The sequence below is a fragment of the Streptomyces sp. NPDC002896 genome (assembly GCF_040295225.1).
Taxonomy (GTDB): Bacteria; Actinomycetota; Actinomycetes; order Streptomycetales; family Streptomycetaceae; genus Streptomyces.
The window spans coordinates 535,829-552,611 of sequence record NZ_JBEOVA010000001.1 but is presented as its reverse complement, the minus strand read 5'-3'; the positions used below and the strand labels follow the sequence as shown (position 1 = coordinate 552,611).

General features: G+C 70.7%; 11 protein-coding genes and 1 pseudogene. 6 read left to right on the top strand and 6 right to left on the bottom strand.

What is annotated here, in order from left to right:
• Nucleotides 1–171 (top strand): annotated as a pseudogene (locus tag ABT009_RS02270) (amino acid transporter); the annotation flags it as partial.
• Nucleotides 172–275: 104 nt separating this feature from the next.
• Here ABT009_RS02270 and ABT009_RS02265 read toward each other — a convergent pair.
• Complete coding sequence (locus ABT009_RS02265) at nt 276–860, bottom strand: biotin transporter BioY (protein ID WP_351288543.1); 585 nt, start codon at nt 858–860, stop codon at nt 276–278.
• A 302-nt stretch (nt 861–1,162) separates the two neighbouring features.
• Between ABT009_RS02265 and ABT009_RS02260 the strand changes: the two genes are divergently transcribed.
• Nucleotides 1,163–2,599 (top strand): amino acid permease, encoded by a 1,437-nt coding sequence (locus tag ABT009_RS02260; protein WP_502989798.1) that lies wholly within the window; start codon nt 1,163–1,165, stop codon nt 2,597–2,599.
• Nucleotides 2,600–2,854: 255 nt separating this feature from the next.
• Nucleotides 2,855–4,279: an amino acid permease gene (locus ABT009_RS02255; RefSeq protein WP_351288541.1), complete on the top strand. Its 1,425-nt coding sequence runs from the start codon at nt 2,855–2,857 to the stop codon at nt 4,277–4,279.
• 151 nt (nt 4,280–4,430) lie between these two features.
• Here the strand turns inward: ABT009_RS02255 and ABT009_RS02250 are convergent, their stop codons facing one another.
• Complete coding sequence (locus tag ABT009_RS02250; RefSeq protein ID WP_351288539.1) at nt 4,431–5,069, bottom strand: mycothiol-dependent nitroreductase Rv2466c family protein; 639 nt, start codon at nt 5,067–5,069, stop codon at nt 4,431–4,433.
• Nucleotides 5,070–5,182: 113 nt separating this feature from the next.
• Between ABT009_RS02250 and pepN the strand changes: the two genes are divergently transcribed.
• Both pepN and ABT009_RS02240 read left to right on the top strand, forming a co-directional pair.
• A complete protein-coding gene (gene pepN / locus ABT009_RS02245; RefSeq protein WP_351288537.1) occupies nt 5,183–7,765 on the top strand; it encodes an aminopeptidase N in 2,583 nt (860 codons plus the stop codon).
• A gap of 321 nt (nt 7,766–8,086) precedes the next feature.
• Complete coding sequence (locus ABT009_RS02240; protein ID WP_351288535.1) at nt 8,087–9,157, top strand: hypothetical protein; 1,071 nt, start codon at nt 8,087–8,089, stop codon at nt 9,155–9,157.
• A gap of 75 nt (nt 9,158–9,232) precedes the next feature.
• Here ABT009_RS02240 and ABT009_RS02235 read toward each other — a convergent pair whose 3' ends face one another.
• Nucleotides 9,233–10,978: a TIGR03767 family metallophosphoesterase gene (locus ABT009_RS02235; RefSeq protein ID WP_351288533.1), complete on the bottom strand. Its 1,746-nt coding sequence runs from the start codon at nt 10,976–10,978 to the stop codon at nt 9,233–9,235.
• Nucleotides 10,979–11,230: 252 nt separating this feature from the next.
• Complete coding sequence (locus ABT009_RS02230; protein WP_351288531.1) at nt 11,231–11,692, bottom strand: NUDIX hydrolase; 462 nt, start codon at nt 11,690–11,692, stop codon at nt 11,231–11,233.
• Nucleotides 11,693–11,974: 282 nt separating this feature from the next.
• Here ABT009_RS02230 and ABT009_RS02225 point away from each other — a divergent pair, with 282 nt between their 5' ends.
• Nucleotides 11,975–15,295: a S8 family serine peptidase gene (locus ABT009_RS02225; RefSeq protein ID WP_351288529.1), complete on the top strand. Its 3,321-nt coding sequence runs from the start codon at nt 11,975–11,977 to the stop codon at nt 15,293–15,295.
• 104 nt (nt 15,296–15,399) lie between these two features.
• Here the strand turns inward: ABT009_RS02225 and ABT009_RS02220 are convergent, their stop codons facing one another.
• Both ABT009_RS02220 and ABT009_RS02215 read right to left on the bottom strand, forming a co-directional pair.
• Nucleotides 15,400–16,224: a hypothetical protein gene (locus ABT009_RS02220; RefSeq protein ID WP_351288527.1), complete on the bottom strand. Its 825-nt coding sequence runs from the start codon at nt 16,222–16,224 to the stop codon at nt 15,400–15,402.
• A gap of 2 nt (nt 16,225–16,226) precedes the next feature.
• Nucleotides 16,227–16,748: a sigma-70 family RNA polymerase sigma factor gene (locus ABT009_RS02215; protein WP_351288525.1), complete on the bottom strand. Its 522-nt coding sequence runs from the start codon at nt 16,746–16,748 to the stop codon at nt 16,227–16,229.
• Between the last annotated feature and the right edge of the window lie 35 nt (nt 16,749–16,783).

The following is a 16,783-nucleotide window of genomic DNA, read 5'->3' as shown; positions in this document are numbered from 1 at the left end:
TACCCGTACCTCACCTGGGCGACGATCGCCCTGATCGTGTTCGTCCTCGGCTACATGCTCACCGACACCGCGCACGACGGACGCGAGACCGTGCTGCTCTCACTGCTCGTCGCGGCCGTCGTCGTGGCCATCGCCGTGGTGCGGCAGAAGGTCCAGCGGGCCAAGGTCTGAGGACGCTTCGCCTCCGTTCCGCTCCGTCCTGCTGCAACGTACGAAGCCCCCGCGGTCCTCACCGCGGGGGCTTCGTCGTATCTGCTCAGCGTGAGCGGCGGGTGTCAGCCGCGGCGCTCTGCCAGCTTCCAGGCGGCGGGCAGCGCGCCCATCGCGAGGACCGCCTTCAGGGCGTCGCCGATCAGGAACGGAGTGAGTCCGGCGGCGATGGCCTGGGTCAGGCTCATTCCGGTGGCGAGGGCCAGGTACGGGACGCCGATCGCGTAGATGACGGCCTCGCCGAGCAGCATGGTGCCGGCGGTGCGGAGTACGGAGCGGTCGCCGCCGCGGCGGGCCAGCGCGCCGACCAGGGTGGCAGCCAGGAGCAGGCCGAGGATGTAACCGAAGGAGGGGGCGGTCGCGCCGGAGGTGCCCTGGGCGAACCACGGCACACCGGCCATGCCGGCGAGGGCGTACAGGGCGAGCGAGAGGAAGCCGCGGCCTGCGCCGAGGGCGGTGCCGACGAGCAGCGCGGCGAAGGTCTGTCCGGTCACCGGCACGGGCGAGCCCGGGACGGGCACCGCGATCTGGGCCGCGATCCCGGTGAGCGCGGCACCGCCGAGCACGAGCGCGATGTCCCGGACACGGGATGCGGGGAGCAGGTCGGCGAGGACCTCGCCGGGACGGGTGGAGACGGCAGCAGTGCTCATCGGGACTCCGCTGGGTGACGGCAGTGGGACACGGTGACGCTATCCCAGTGGCCTGGCGGTGATCACCGTCAGCGGCTGACAAAGGGTGGATCCAGCGTTTGGTGGGCTCTGCACAAAGGGCCCCGGGTATGCGTCTGGCGGCGTGATGCTGGTCACCGTGGCCATCCGCGTATGGTCCGTTTTGCGTCGGCGGGTGGCGGGCGGAGAGACTGTAGGGTCTCGCCAATCGGCCGGGACACCGCCATGGAGGCACGAACTGCCGGACACTCGGCCTCCCAGAGCCGCGAGGGCACGAGCCGCACATGCACAACGAACCGCCCGATCAGGCCCGGACCGCGGTCGCGGGGCCGACCTCCACCACCGCCGCACCCCTGGGTGAGGAGAAGGAACCCCTTGCGGGCGGGCTCAAGCAGCGGCATCTGACCATGCTCGGCCTTGGCGGTGTGATCGGTGCGGGGCTGTTCGTCGGTTCCGGGGCGGGGATCGCCGTGGCCGGGCCGGGGATCGTGGTGTCGTATCTGCTGGCGGGCGCCCTGGCGATGTGCGTGATGCGGATGCTCGGCGAGATGTCGGCGGCGATGCCCGCGTCGGGGGCGTTCTCGGTGCATGCGGAGCGGGCGCTCGGCCGGTGGGCGGGGTTCACCGTCGGCTGGCTGTACTGGTTCATGCTCGTGGTCGTGCTCGCCGTGGAGGCGACGGGCGCGGCGACGATCGCGCACGGCTGGGTGCCGTCGGTGCCGCAGTGGACCTGGGTGCTGATCTTCATGGTGGTCTTCACGGGGGTCAATCTCGCCGCTGTGAAGAACTTCGGCGAGTTCGAGTTCTGGTTCGCCGCGCTCAAGGTCGCCGCGATCGTGCTCTTCCTCGTGCTGGGCCTGCTCGCGATCTTCGGACTGCTGCCGGACACCGATCCCGTGGGACTGACGAATCTGACGGGCCACGGCGGGTTCCTGCCGCACGGCTGGGAGGGGGTCGTCTCGGGCGTACTCGCGGTCGTCTTCGCCTTCGGCGGCCTGGAGGTGGTGACGATCGCCGCGGCCGAGTCCGACGACCCGGCCCGCTCGGTCGCGCGGGCGGTGCGCAGCGCGGTGTACCGGATCCTCTTCTTCTACGTCGGGTCGATGCTGGTCATCGTGACGGTGCTGCCCTGGACGGCGCAGCGGGCGGGACTCAGCCCGTATGTGAAGGTGCTGGACTCGATCGGGGTGCCGTCCGCGGGCACGATCATGAACATCGTGGTGTTCGTCGCGCTGCTGTCGGCGCTGAACGCGAATCTGTACGGCTCGTCCCGCATGGTCTTCTCGCTGGCCGAGCGCGGTGAGGCGCCGAAGGCGCTGCTCAGGGTGGACCGGGGCGGGGTTCCGCGGCGCGCGGTGCTCGCGTCCGTGGCGTTCGGCTTCGTCTCCGTCCTGCTCAATCTCGAGTGGCCGGACTCGGTCTTCCTCTACATGCTGAACGCGGTCGGCGCCGTGCTGCTGTTCGTCTGGGCGCTGATCGCGGTGTCGCAGCTGCGGCTGCGGCGGCGTATCGAACGGGAGGCGCCGGAGCGGCTGGTGCTGAAGATGTGGGCGTTCCCGTGGCTGACATGGGCGGCCCTGGCCGGGATGGCGGCCGTGCTCGGGCTGATGCTGACGGACGACGGGGCGCGGCCGCAGGTGCTGTGGTCGGCGGGGGCGGCAGCGTTCGTGCTCTTGTGTGCGGGTGTCCGGGAGCTGGTGGAGCGGCGACGGGCGGCCTGACTGCCCGCCGGGTGGGCCCCTCTCCTTTCAGGCCCACCCGGCTGCCCACCCGGCTGTCCTTGAGCCATGGCCGCCCATGCGAACCCATGGCCGCACCTGTGAAGCCATGGCTGCCCATGTGATCGCACACAGCATGCCGTCGCTTACGCTCCGCACAGCAGGCGTCCGCATATCGGTCATGATCTTCGTTTGAGCGGGGACGGCGTTCACACTGTGCCGTCGGAAACGCCGTCTCACGTTACGGACAACCCACCCATGTCTCGGACCACCCCGTCCGTCGAGCCTTCGCCGGCCGACACCCCGCCCCGTTCCGAGGGCGCCGCCGCTGCCGGCGACTCGCTCTCGCACGGCCTCAAGCAGCGGCATCTGTCGATGATCGCTCTCGGCGGCGTGATCGGCGCCGGGCTCTTCGTCGGATCGGGTGCGGGCATCGCGGCCGCGGGCCCGTCCATCGTCATCGCCTACGCGGTGTCGGGCCTCCTCGTCATGCTCGTGATGCGGATGCTCGGCGAGATGTCGGCCGCGTATCCGTCGTCGGGCTCGTTCTCCGCGCATGCGGAGCGGGCGATCGGGCCGTGGGCGGGCTTCACCGCGGGCTGGTCGTTCTGGGTGCTGCTCTGCACGGCCGTGGGGCTGGAGGGCATCGGTGCCGCGAAGATCGTCAGCGGCTGGCTGCCCGGTACGCCCGAGTGGGCGTGGGTGGCGCTGTTCATGGTCGTCTTCTGCGTGGCGAACCTGGCGGCCGTGAAGAACTTCGGCGAGTTCGAGTTCTGGTTCGCCGCGCTCAAGGTCGGCGCGATCACGCTGTTCCTCGTACTCGGCGTCCTGGCGATCCTGGGCGTCCTGCCCGGCACCGACGCGCCCGGCGCGAGCAACCTCACCGGCGACGGCGGCTTCCTGCCCAACGGCGGCGAGGGCCTGGTCATCGGCCTGCTCGCCTCCGTCTTCGCGTACGGCGGCATCGAGACGGTGACCATCGCGGCCGCCGAGTCCGAGAAGCCCGTCGAGGGCGTCACGAAGGCCGTGCGCACCGCGATGTGGCGCATCGCGCTCTTCTACATCGGCTCGATGGCGGTCATCGTCATGCTGGTGCCGTGGGACGACAAGGCGGTCGTCGAGAAGGGCCCGTACGTGGCGACGCTCGACCACCTCGGGATCCCGGGCGCCGGGCAGCTGATGAACGTGGTCGTGCTGGTCGCTCTGCTCTCCGCGATGAACGCCAACATCTACGGCTCGTCCCGCATCGCGTACTCGCTGGTCGCGCGCGGCCAGGGCCCGAAGGCGCTGGGCAGGGTCTCGAGCGGCGTGCCGCGCGTGGCCGTGCTGGCGTCCTGCGTCTTCGGCTTCGTCTGCGTGGTGCTCAGCTACTGGCGGCCCGACGACGTGTTCGCCTGGCTGCTGAACATGATCGGCGCGGTCATCCTGGTGGTCTGGTTCTTCATCGCCGCCTCCCAGCTGCTGATGCGCCGCAGGCTGGAGCGCGAGGCCCCCGAGAAGCTGGTCGTGCGGATGTGGGCGTTCCCGTGGCTGACCTGGGTCGCGCTCGCCGGAATGGCCGCGATCTTCGTCCTGATGGCACGTCAGGCGGACACCCGGGTGCAGTTGTACTCGACCGGCGGGATGACGCTGTGCCTGGCGGTCGTCGGCTACGCGTGGCAGAGGGCGCGGGCCAAGCACTGATCCGCGCGCACTGCGCACGGCGCACTGGCACAAAGCAGCCCTCGCACGGAGGTCGGTCCGTGCGAGGGCTTTGTGCTGCCGCGAGCCTTGGGCCTCGTGCCTTGGAACCCTGTGCTACCTGCAGGGTGGCCACGAGCCCCTCTGCCCGGTCCTACAGGTTGCTGAAGTCCGGCCCCTTGGTGCGCGTGCGCTTGATCTCGTAGAAGCCCGGGACCGAGGCGACGAGGAGGGTGCCGTCCCACAGCTTCGCCGCCTCCTCGCCCTTCGGGGCCGGAGTGACGACCGGGCCGAAGAACGCGATCTGCTCGCCGTCCGCGCCGGGTACGGCGATGACCGGCGTGCCGACGTCCTGGCCCACCTTGTCGATGCCCTCCTTGTGGGAGGCGCGCAGCTCGGCGTCGTACGGGGTGGAGTCCCAGTGGTCGAGGAGGGAGTCGGGCAGGCCGACGTCCTTCAGTGCGGCGGCGATGACGTCCTTCTCGATGCCCTGGCCCTGGTTGTGGACCCGCGTGCCGATCGCGGTGTAGAGGTCGCCGAGCACCTCGGGCCCGTGCTCCTGCTGCGCGGCGATGACCACCCGGACCGGCCCCCAGGCCTTCGTCGCGAGCATCTCGCGATACTCCTCGGGCAGTTCGTCGATCTTCGGCTCGTTGAGGACGGCCAGGCTCATCACATGCCAGCGGACCTCGATGTCGCGGACCTTCTCCACTTCCAGGACCCACCGGGAGGTCATCCAGGCCCAGGGGCACAGTGGGTCGAACCAGAAGTCGACAGGGGTCTTCTCGGTCATGGCTCTCCTCATGCGGACGCTTATGGCACGTGCGGAGGCAAACACCGTCGGCCCTCCGCGCATTCCCGGGTGAGAGGATCGGCCCTGTTCCGCCGACCTTCGAAGGAGTGCCCGTGCCCGGTGAGAATCTGTCCCGCGACGAGGCCCGCGAGCGGGCCGCGCTGCTGTCCGTCGACGGGTACGAGGTCGAGCTCGACCTGCGCTCCGCGGTCGGCGGGAGCGAGCAGGAGCCGCGCACGTTCCGCTCCGTGACCACGATCCGGTTCCGCTGCGCCGAGCCGGGCGCGACGACCTTCGCCGACCTGATCGCGCCGAGCGTCACGGCCGTGTCCCTCAACGGCAGGGACCTCGACCCCGTCGCGGTCTTCGACGGCTCCCGGATCACGCTGGAGGACCTCGCCGCCGAGAACGAGCTGGTCGTGGACGCGCAGTGCGCCTACTCCCGCACCGGTGAGGGCCTGCACCGCTTCGTCGACCCGGAGGACGGCGAGGTCTACCTCTATACGCAGTACGAGCCCGCCGACTCCCGCCGCGTCTTCGCGAACTTCGAGCAGCCGGACCTCAAGGCACCCTTCCGCTTCGAGGTGCAGACCCCGGCCGGGTGGACGGTGTGGTCCAACGGCGTCGGCGAGCACAAGGACGGCGTCTGGCACTTCGCCGAGACCAAGCCGATCTCCACCTACATCACGGCGGTCGTGGCCGGCCCGTACCACTATGTGACGGACACCTACACGCGTACGTTCGAGGACGGTACGACGCTGGAGATCCCGCTCGGCGCGCTGTGCCGCAAGGGTCTCGCCCGGCACTTCGACGCGGACGACGTCTTCCTCGTCACCAAGCAGGGCCTGGACTTCTTCCACGACCACTTCGACTACCCGTACCCCTTCGGGAAGTACGACCAGGCGTTCGTGCCCGAGTACAACCTGGGCGCGATGGAGAACCCGGGCTGTGTGACCTTCCGCGAGGAGTTCATCTTCCGCGGCAAGGTGACGCAGGCGGCGTACGAGGGCCGCGCCAACGTCATCCTGCACGAGATGGCGCACATGTGGTTCGGCGACCTGGTCACCATGCAGTGGTGGGACGACCTGTGGCTGAAGGAGTCCTTCGCGGACTTCATGGGCGCGTTCTCGCTGGTCGGTGCCACGCGCTTCAAGGACGGCTGGATCACTTTCGCCAACCGCCGCAAGGCGTGGGCGTACCGGGCCGACCAGCTGCCCTCCACGCACCCGGTCACGGCCGACATCCGCGATCTGCAGGACGCCAAGCTGAACTTCGACGGCATCACGTACGCCAAGGGCGCCTCCGTCCTCAAGCAGCTGGTGGCGTATGCCGGGCAGGACGCCTTCCTGGAGGGCTCGCGGCGCTACTTCAAGCGGCATGCGTACGGGAACACGCAGCTCGGCGATCTGCTGTCGGTCCTGGAGGAGACGTCCGGGCGGGACATGACGGCCTGGTCGCGGGCGTGGCTGCAGACCGCCGGGGTCAACTCCCTGACCCCACAGGTGCTGCTCGACTCCGACGGCCGCGTCAGCGAGCTGGCCGTCGTCCAGGAGGCGCCCGAGTCGCATCCGGACCTGCGGCCGCACCGGGTGGCGGTGGGCCTCTACCGGCTGACCGCGGAAGGCGATCTGGAGCGGTACGCGCGCGTGGAGACCGATGTCGACGGGGCGCGGACGGTCGTCGCCGAACTGGCAGGCGCGGACGCCCCGGACCTCGTGCTGGTCAACGACGACGACCTGACGTACTGCAAGATCCGCTTCGACGAGAACTCGCTGGCCACGCTGCGGGAGCACCTCGGCGACATCACCGACCCCCTTGCGCGGGCTCTGTGCTGGTCTGCGTTGTGGAATCTGACGCGCGACGCGCTGATGCCCGCGCGTGAGTTCATCGGGCTCGTGCTGCGGTTCGGGGGCCGGGAGTCCGACATCGGCGTCCTGCAGATGCTGCACGCCTGGGCGCAGTCGGCGCATGTGCACTACGCGGCGCCCGCGTGGCGCGAGGAGGGCGGTCTGCAGCTCGCCGAGGCAGCGCTGCGGGAGCTGCGGCTCGGCGAGCCGGGCAGCCAGCACCAGCTGGCCTGGGCACGGTTCTTCGCCGCCGTCGCGTCGAGCGGGTCCGATCTGCAGTTCCTCCGGGATCTGCTGGAGGGCACCGAGAGGCTGGAGGGCCTGGAGGTCGACCAGGAGCTGCGCTGGGCGTTCCTCGAGCCGCTCGCCGCGTACGGGGTCGCCGACGAGGGCGTGCTCGCGGCGGAGCTCGTCCGCGACGACACGGCGTCGGGCAAGCGGCACCAGGTGCGGTGCCTGGCGGCGCGGCCCTCGGCTGCGGTCAAGGCGCAGGCCTGGGCCGCCGTGGTCGAGTCCGACGCGCTGTCGAACGCGCTCGTCGAGGCGACGATCGCGGGGTTCGCGCAGCCGTCGCAGCGGGGGACTCTCGCGCCGTATGCCGCGAAGTACTTCGATGCGATCGAGCGGGTGTGGAGCGAGCGGTCCATTCAGATCGGGATGGATGTGGTGCGGGGGTTGTTCCCGGGGTTGCAGGACTCTTCCGAGACGGTTGCTGCGGCGGATGCGTGGCTGGAGGGGCATCTGGGCTCCGCCCCTGCTCTGCGGAGGCTTGTTGTCGAGGCTCGGGACGATCTTGCGCGTGCCTTGCGGGGGCAGGCGTGTGACGCCGCTGCCGGCGGGACGCTGTAGTTCTCGGCTGAGGTACGACCCCCTGGCGCCGTTGCCGGGGGGTTGTGCCCACCCTCCCCCAAGCTCTCGGCTTCGCTCGAGCAGGGAAACCCCCATCGCCCTGCGGAACGCCTGCACACAACGGTCAGCGACGCGGCGCGCCCCCTGTTTGTGTGTTTGCCACCACGGTTACCGAACGCGGGTACCCAGGGCCGTAACCCCGAATGGACCAGCGGGTTTCGGGCGTCGAACCTTTGTACTTTAGGGCGAGGTTGTCCGGGTTTTTCGACGGCTGCGTAACAGCGGTTCAAGGGCCGAGAGGCGATGGGAAAGTCCGGGGGCATGAACCACAACGCCCCGCTCTCCCCCCGCCCTCTGCTCCGCCCCGCACTCTCCGACGTCCGGCTGCGCGTGATGAGCACCGCGCAGCTCCGGGCGCACGGTGTCTCCGGCGCGGAGACGAACGCCCGCTGCCGGCCCGGCGGACCCTGGCAGCAGCTCCTGCCCGGCGTCCAACTACTCCACTCCGGGCCCCCCACCAGCGAGGAACGCCTGCACGCCGTGCTGCTGTACGCGGGGAACGCGTCCCCCCGCCGCGCCGCGGACACCGTCCCCGCGCAGCCCGCTCCGGGCGAGCCGCACAGCCCGGGTCAGCAGCGGATCGTCTACGGCGACGCGATGATCACGGGCCTGGCGGCGCTCACGCTGCACCGTCTCCCGTCCGCTCCTCCGCTGCTCTCGCTCAACCGCATCGACGTCCTCGTGCCGCGCACCCGCCGGCTGCGCTCGACCGGCTTCGCCCGGCTGGTCCGCGCGGCCGAACTGCCCGTCGCGGAACAGGTCACCGGCCTGCCGGTGGCACCCGTGCCGCGAGCCCTCGTCGACGCGGTCGCGCAGCTGCCGGACGCCGATGCGGTACGCCGTCTGCTCACCGAGGCCGTACGCGGCGGCCACTGCGACCCGGCAGCGGTCGTAAGGGAGTTGGCCCAGGCACAGTTGCTGGACCGGCCGCACGTGATCGACGCCGTCGAGTCGCTGCTCGCCGAGGGGCGGGCCGTCGCCGAGGACCGGCTGTACCGGATGGTGCGCGAGCACCGGCTGCCCGACCCGCTGTGGAACGTCGACCTGCGTCTGCCGGGCGGTCCGCACCTCGGCGGCGTGGACGCTTACTGGCCCGACCAGGCGGTGGCCGTCGAGCTGGACACCCGGGCTCCCGGACAGGACGAGGACGCCCTGTGGTCCGAGTACGCCCGCAAGCGCGAGCACTTGGAGCGGCTCGGCATCACCGTCGTCCACCTCACGCCGAAGAAGCTGCGCGACTCGCTCGAGCAGCAGGCGACGGTCGTACGGACGGCGCTCATGGCCTCTGTCGACCGCGATCCCGCGGCGTATGTGGTGGTGCTGCCCCGCTGAGGTGCCGAGGGCCCGAAGGGGACTGAGTGAAGGGGCGGAGCCCGCAGGACGGGCCCGCCCCTTCACCGTTGGGCGTCACGCCTTCTTGAGGACCAGCTCCGTGTTGCGGTCCCCCGGCGTGCCCGACAGCGTCGAGCGGGCGCCCGGTGCGTTGAAGGACAGTTCCCGGTAGAGCGCGGCGAGGCCCGTCTGGGAGAGGTCGGTGAAGTCGGTCGCGTGCGGGGCGGCGGACTCGATCAGCGTGGTGAACAGCGAGATCGTGCCGTCGTTGTTGTCCACCAGCTCGATCACGCGGGCCAGCTGCGGGAAGTCGATGTGGGAGGCCGTGGAGATCTCCCAGAGGGTGCCGTGCGGCGTGATCTTGTTCTTGTGGCTGTGGCCGTTGACCCAGGCCAGGACGTTGCGGTTGCGGCCCAGCAGCGCGAGGACCTCGTCGCCGCCGTGCCGGGCCTCGCCCCCGCGCGCGGGGTCGTGGTTCAGGTTGCGCATCGTCGTGCTGGTGTGGTGGCTGAAGACGATGACGTACTCGTCCTTGTGCGCCTTCAGGGTGCGCTCCAGCCACTTCAGCTGGGCCGTGCCGAGCGAACCCTCGTAGTGGCCGCCGGGGTCGGTCGTGTCCAGGCTGATGCCGAGCACGTCGTCGGCGATGCGGAAGGAGTAGTACTGGGTACCGGCGGCGAGGTTGGCGGCGGTGTAGCCGTGACCGAACGGGCCGGGGCCGGTGTGGGCGGGGTCGAGGTGCGCCTTGAGGTACTCGGCCGGGGTGAAGGGCGCCCGGGACTCGTCCGGGGTGACGGAGCGCATGTGCCGCGCCTCGCTCTTCAGTACGTCCCTGAAGGCCGCGCCCTTGGGGTCGCCGCCCTTCTGGACGTTCTTCCAGATGGCCGCGCCCTGCGCCTCGGGCAGCGTCATCAGCTTGCGGCCGCCCACGGCGAAGTCGGCGAAGAAGGAGTCGCCGGGCGCGTAGCAGCCACCCGGCAGCGCGTCGTGGTTGCCGACCGTCGAGTACCAGGGGAGGTTGAGGCCCGGGCTGCGCACCTCGCGGATGGCTGCCTCCAGGAACCCGTCGATGCGCGGGAACCCGAGCTGCTTGTCCGCGTCGCGCAGGGTCTCGTCGGGCTGCCAGTACAGCTTCAGGCCCGAGTTCTGCACGCCCTCGTAGCGGCGGGGATCGCCGGTGTTGGGCGTGATGCGGCCGCCGCTCATGGTCTTCAGGAACCACTCGAGCTCGGAGCGGGCGTTGTTGTCGGTGTTGTCGCCGGTCGTCATGACGAAGTGCAGCGGCGCTCCGGTGGCGGGGGCGCCGCGCAGCGCGTTGACGCGTTCCACGAGGGAGATCGCACCGGCCACGGAGAGGGCCTCCTGCGGTCGCCAGGCGCTGGCGGTCTGGGAACGCAGGTACTCGTAGCGCAGCGGGTGCTGGACGTCGACGAGGTGGAGATCGGTGAACTGCACGAAGGCGGCGAGCGCCGTGCGCCGTTCGATGCGGCCGGACCTGGGGGCGGCAAGATCGGACCGTACGACGCGCTTCCAGGCAGGGCCGTCGCCGAGGCGCCGGTAGCCGGACGCTCCGGAGCGGGGCGCCGACACAGTGGCGAGGGTGGTGCCCTCCTCGTACGGGGCGAGCGGTGCGGCGGGCGCCTTGCGCGAGACCGCGGTGACACCCGTCGGGACCGCGGCCGCGGCCTGCGCGCTGCCGGGGCGGAGCGCGTAGCCGATGCCCGCGGACAGGGACACCGCTCCGGTGGCGGCTAGCAGCGTACGGCGGTTGACGGCGGTGGCGGCGGCAGTGGCGGTGGCCACAGAGCGTATGCGCGACATGGCGCGGTCTCCCCGAGTGCGAAACGCGTCGGCAGTGGGCACGGGGAGCCCGGTGTGTGAACTCCCCGCTTCCACTGGATCGTTGGCAGGCGGGATGACCTGCGCGTTAACTCGGCGGCAACGGGCAGCGCCGATCGCCGTACGTGGATCTTGGACTACCCGGCGTGACACTGGCCCCTCTCCGGGCGGAGGGGAAGCGGTCACTCCACGTTCACTTTCCGGGGTAGTGGAGCCGGCTCGAGGCTGCTCGAGTCAGCTGCGGCGCTCCGGCACCGTATGGCCGTCGGCCGGCCTCTCCCGCCACATCTGCAGTGCGATGTCGACGAGCTCGACGCGCTGCAGCCGCGGCACATCGTCCAGCCCGTGCCAGGCGGCCATGTCCGTGGAGCCGTCCTCCTCGTACCGCAGGGAGCCGCCGGTGATCTGCGCCTCGTAGACGATGCGCAGCCCGTGGAAGTCGGCGACCGTGCCGAGCCTGCGCGGATAGCGGCGCAGCACGGAGTGGACACCGAGCAGCGCCGCCGGCTGAACCGTGTAGCCGGTCTCCTCGTCGACCTCTCGGATCACTGTGTCGTAAGGGTCCTCGCCGTGGTCCATGCCCCCGCCCGGCAGCGTCCAGTGCCTGCTGCCGTCGCCCGCCACCCAGCGGGCGAGCAGCATCTGACCTTCCCTCACGCACACGGCGTAGGCCGCCACCCTCAGTTCCTTCTGCATGGACAGACGTTAGGCCCCGGCGGGCCCTTCTTCACACGCCCTTTGGACGTACGCCCGTTGAGCCCGCCTACGCGCGTCACACGGTCCAAATCCCCTTATCACCCGTCATTGCCCCCATGGCGTATGGCGGAAGTACGCCATGAAGCCAACCCGCCACAGGCAAAAACTCCACAAACAGTGGTCTCATACGTAAAGCTGAGCGGCCATCAGGCACCGAATTCCGGACTCCCGTGCGAGAGACCTCCTGTGCGAGAGACCGGACCTTCACCCACAAGGATGCTGATGACCTCCGACCCCCAGCGCGCACCCGTGTCCGGTGCGAGACGCGTGGCCCGCGTCGTCGTGGCCGCGGGCCTGGTTGCCGCGCTCTCCGCGGCCGGGCCGCTACCCATGGCCTTCTCCGCGGACGCGGACCCGACGCCGGCACCGGCCGACGCGCCCGTCAAGTCGGCCGACGACAAGCTCGGTTCGGCCGACGCCGAACTCCTCGCCGAGGCCAAGGCCGACGGCGACAAGAACGTCACGTTCATGGTGGCGACGACGCCCGGCAAGACCGAGCAGGTCGCCGAGCAGCTCGACGCCGTCGACGGCGGCCTCGTCGGCAAGACCATCGACAAGCTCGGCTACGTCCGCGCCACGGTGCCCACCGCCAAGGCGGACAAGGCCATCGCGGCCGCCCAGAAGCTGTCCTCCGTCCAGGCGATCGACCTCAAGCAGGAGATCCCGCTGGACGACCCGACGCCGGCCGCCGACACGGCCAAGGGCGCCGGTACCGCCGCGGAGGGCACCTACGCCGCCCCCGGCAAGAACACCCCGGCCAAGAACCCGTACAACCCGTCCTTCGAGACGGGCTCGGTGGACTTCGTGAAGGACCACCCGACGTACGACGGCCGCGGCATCACCATCGGCATCCTGGACTCCGGTGTCGACCTGGGCCACCCGGCGCTGCAGAAGACCACCACCGGCGAGCGCAAGATCGTCGACTGGGTGACGGCCACGGACCCGGTCTCGGACGGTGACGGCACCTGGCGCCGCATGACCACGTCCGTCTCCGGTCCGGCGTTCACGATCACCACCGCGAGCCAGGGGACCGAGAAGTTCACCGCCCCGGCGGGCAGCTACAAGTTCAACTACTTCGCCGAGGCCGCCACCACGGGCGGCGACATGGCCGGCGACCTGAACAGGGACGGCGACACCACCGACGTCTGGGGCGTGCTGTACGACCCGGCCGCAGGCACCATGACCGTCGACCTCGACGACGACCTGGACTTCACCGACGAGACGCCGATGAAGCCGTACAAGGACGGCTTCCAGATCGGCTACTTCGGCAAGGACGACCCGTCCACCGAGGTCGCCGAGCGCATTCCGTTCGTCGCCGAGATCCGCAAGGACGTCGTCTACAACGCGGCCGGCGACAAGGCCGACTACGTCAACATCGGCGTCATCGAGGGCGAGCACGGCACGCACGTGGCCGGTATCACCGCCGCCAACAGCCTGTTCGGCGGAAAGATGAACGGCCAGGCGCCCGGCGCCAAGCTGGTCTCGTCCCGTGCCTGCACCTGGTCGGGCGGCTGCACCAACATCGCGCTGACCGAGGGCATGGCCGACCTGGTCATCAACCGCGGCGTGGACATCGTCAACATGTCCATCGGCGGTCTGCCGGCGCTCAACGACGGCAACAACGCGCGCGCCCGCCTCTACACGCGTCTCATCGACGACTACGGCGTGCAGCTGGTCATCTCGGCCGGCAACTCCGGCCCGGGTGCGAACACGATCGGCGACCCGGCGCTCGCCGACAAGGTGATCTCCGTCGGCGCCGCCGTCTCCAAGGAGACCTGGGCCGCCAACTACGGCTCGGCCGTGGAGAAGAAGTACGCCATGTTCCCCTTCTCCTCGCGCGGTCCGCGTGAGGACGGCGGCTTCACCCCGACGATCTCCGCGCCGGGCGCCGCGATCAACACCATCCAGACCTGGCTGCCGGGCGCCCCGGTCGCCGAGGCGGGCTACAGCCTTCCGGCCGGCTACGGCATGCTGCAGGGCACCTCGATGGCGTCCCCGCAGGCCGCCGGCGCCTCCGCGCTGCTGCTGTCCGCCGCCAAGGCGAAGGGCATCGACCTCACCCCGGCGAAGCTGCGCACCGCGCTGACCAGCACCGCCCACCACATCACCGCGGTGCAGGCGTACGAGGAGGGCGCGGGCCTGGTCGATGTGCCCGACGCGTGGGAGGCCGTCAAGGACGGCGCGACCGCCAACGAGTACACGGTGAAGGCGCCCGTCGACACCAACATCGACCAGTTCCTCGCGGAGCCCGGCGTCGGCACCGGCGTCTACGACCGCGAGAGCGGCCTGAAGCTGGGCCAGAAGAAGGTCTACGAGGTCACGGTCACCCGTACCTCGGGCCCGGACCGGGTCGTGCGCCACGAGCTGTCCCTGGCCAACAACTCGGGTGACACCTTCTCGATCGTCGGCCCGGACGAGATCAGCCTCGGCCTGAACAAGCCGGTCACCGTCAAGATCGCCGCGAAGCCGCGCTACTCGGGCGTCCGCAGCGCGATCCTCGAGGTGGACGACCCGAGCACCGAGGGCGTCGACAAGCAGATCCTCAACACGGTCGTCGTGTCGAACGACCTGACGAGCGGCTCGTACACCTTCGCCTCGTCCGGCTCGGTGCAGCGCAACAGCACCAAGTCGTACTTCGTGACGGTGCCCGAGGGCGCGAAGACGCTGGAGGTCGCGATCGGCGGGCTGAAGGGCGCGAGCCAGACCCGGTTCATCGCGATCCACCCGTACGGCGTTCCGGTCGACAACACCTCCACGCCGTACTGCTACAACAACTACCTCGACGGCAACGGCTGCCGCCCCGATGTGCGCTCATACGCGGACCCGCAGGCGGGCGTCTGGGAGATCGAGGTCGAGTCGCGCCGTACGTCGCCGCTGCTCGACAACCCGTACAAGGTCGACGTCACCGTGCTGGGCGCGGCCTTCGACCCGGCCGTGCAGACGGTCCCGGAGGTCAAGGCCGGCACCCCGGCCGCCGTCTCCTGGAAGGTGACGAACGGCTTCGCGGCGATCGACGGCACCCTGAAGGGCGGCCCGCTCGGCTCCTCGAAGGCCGCGCGGCCGACCATCGCCGAGGGCGAGACGCAGACCACCACGGTCGTCGTGCCCGAGGGCGCGGAGCGGCTCGACGTCGCGATCGGCAATGTGTCCGACGCGGCGGCGGACCTCGACCTGGTGGTCTATGACGAGGCAGGCGAGGAGGTCGGTTCGTCCGCCGACGGGGACTCTGAGGAGTCGGTCAGCATCCCCGAGCCGGCCGCCGGCACGTACACCATCGAGGTGTACGGCTACGGCGTCCCGGCCGGCTCGACGGCCTACGACTACCTCGACGTCTTCTTCTCCTCGTCGCTGGGTGAGGTCAAGGTCGACGAGTCGAAGGCGGTCCAGCTCGGCCACGGCGCGTCGACGGACGTCACGGCCGAGGTGGTCGCGAACGCGGCGGCTCCCGAGGGACGCGAGTTCTTCGGCGAGGTACGGCTGGTGAACGGGCGCGGCACGGTCGCGGGCGTCGGCAGCGTGAAGATCGAGAAGGTCACGCCGTAACGGGTTGACCTGGGGTCACGCCTTTACGGTGACCCCGATCGCAGGGAGGGGCGGGCGCTCATACGGGCGCCCGCCCCTTCCGCTTCCCCCGGTCCCCCGTCGGCTCAGCTGTCGTCCGGCACGTCGCCGCCGGCCGTCCTGTCTCCCCCCGCGGGGCACTCCATCCCCGCCGCGCCGGGCAGCGCCTTCTCGATGTCCTTGCGTGCGTCGCCCACTCCCCAGCCGACCTCCCAGTCCTGTCGGTCGCCGGGCAGAACCGGGACGCGTACCAGCGTGTACACGCCCGGCTTCAGGTCCTCGCGCGCCGACCCGTGAAGCGTGACGGTGATCGTCGGGTGCTCCTTGACCGAGCGCTCGGGCCGGTAGTAGCGCTTGACCTTCAGTACGACGTTCACCTCGCCGTCGGCCAGCGGTGTGAGGCTGACGACCGTTCCCTCGACGAGGACGCGGGAGCAGGCGATGTGCGCCTCCGGGGAGTAGCGGGACTGGCCACCGGCCTTGCTGTCCGCCTCCTTGGCGGCTCCGGACGACGCGTCGCTCGCGCCGCTCGGTGGGTTCATCCCGAGCCAGACCACACCGCCCAGCATGGCGGCGGCGCAGGCGGCCGCGAGCGCGCCGAGCGCGATGGCGAACGGGCGCCTGGTCCGGCGGGGCCCTGCCGGCGCCGAGGAGGCCGAAGCGGAGGGGCGCGCAGCGGTGCGCTCCGGAGAGGTGCGTGCCGGGCCGGTGTGGTGCGCGGGCGCCGCCAGCGCGTCCCCCAGGCCGCGCAGCTGGGCCCTCAGCGTCGTGAGATCCGCCACAGCGGCCCGGTACTCGGCCATGAAGGCGGCGTCCTCACGGGCGTCGCCGGACAGGGGCTCGTCCATGATCGCGGCCAGCAGGGCGTCGCCCCCGCTGCCGTACTCGGGTCCGTCGTCGTGTCCGGCCATCGTCACACCACCTCCTCCTCGTGCAGCCGAGCCCGCAGGGCCTGTACCGCCGTGTGCAGCCTGCTCTTGACCGTGCCCTCGGGGATGCCGAGCTGCTCGGCTATCCCCCGTACCGGCAGGTCGGCGTAGAAGCGCAGCACCAGGACCTGGCGCTGGCTGTCGGGCAGCTCGTCGAGGCCCTGGGCCACGGCGAGCGAGAGCACCCGGGTCTCCTCGCCTCCCGGGTGCTCCTGCCGCAGCGCGGCCAGCCGCTCGCCGAGCCGCTCCTGGCGGCGGCGTGCGCGGTGCCAGTCCATGGCCAGGTTGGATGCGACGACCGCGGCCCAGGCGGACACGTCGCGCGGGGCGTCCTCTCCCTTCGCGGCCCGTTCCAGCAGCCTGAGCCTGACCTGCTGCACCCCGTCCGACAGATCCGCGGACGGCACCCCGCCCAGTGCCAGCACCGCGCGCACTCTGTCCTCCTGGGCCGCGTCCAGCGGATCCGCGTCACGGACCGTTCGGACTTTTCGCCGCAGCAATGCCACCCTCCCCTCCCTGCGTTTCCCCTATGACGCCGGGG

Coding starts and splice junctions, on each gene's coding strand:
- ABT009_RS02230 (WP_351288531.1), bottom strand. CDS start 11,692: ATGCAGAAGGAACTGAGGGTGGCGGCCTACGCCGTGTGCGTGAGGGAA.
- ABT009_RS02220 (WP_351288527.1), bottom strand. CDS start 16,224: ATGGCCGGACACGACGACGGACCCGAGTACGGCAGCGGGGGCGACGCC.
- ABT009_RS02265 (WP_351288543.1), bottom strand. CDS start 860: ATGAGCACTGCTGCCGTCTCCACCCGTCCCGGCGAGGTCCTCGCCGAC.
- ABT009_RS02255 (WP_351288541.1), top strand. CDS start 2,855: ATGTCTCGGACCACCCCGTCCGTCGAGCCTTCGCCGGCCGACACCCCG.
- ABT009_RS02250 (WP_351288539.1), bottom strand. CDS start 5,069: ATGACCGAGAAGACCCCTGTCGACTTCTGGTTCGACCCACTGTGCCCC.
- ABT009_RS02235 (WP_351288533.1), bottom strand. CDS start 10,978: ATGTCGCGCATACGCTCTGTGGCCACCGCCACTGCCGCCGCCACCGCC.
- ABT009_RS02260 (WP_502989798.1), top strand. CDS start 1,163: ATGCACAACGAACCGCCCGATCAGGCCCGGACCGCGGTCGCGGGGCCG.
- ABT009_RS02240 (WP_351288535.1), top strand. CDS start 8,087: ATGAACCACAACGCCCCGCTCTCCCCCCGCCCTCTGCTCCGCCCCGCA.
- ABT009_RS02225 (WP_351288529.1), top strand. CDS start 11,975: ATGACCTCCGACCCCCAGCGCGCACCCGTGTCCGGTGCGAGACGCGTG.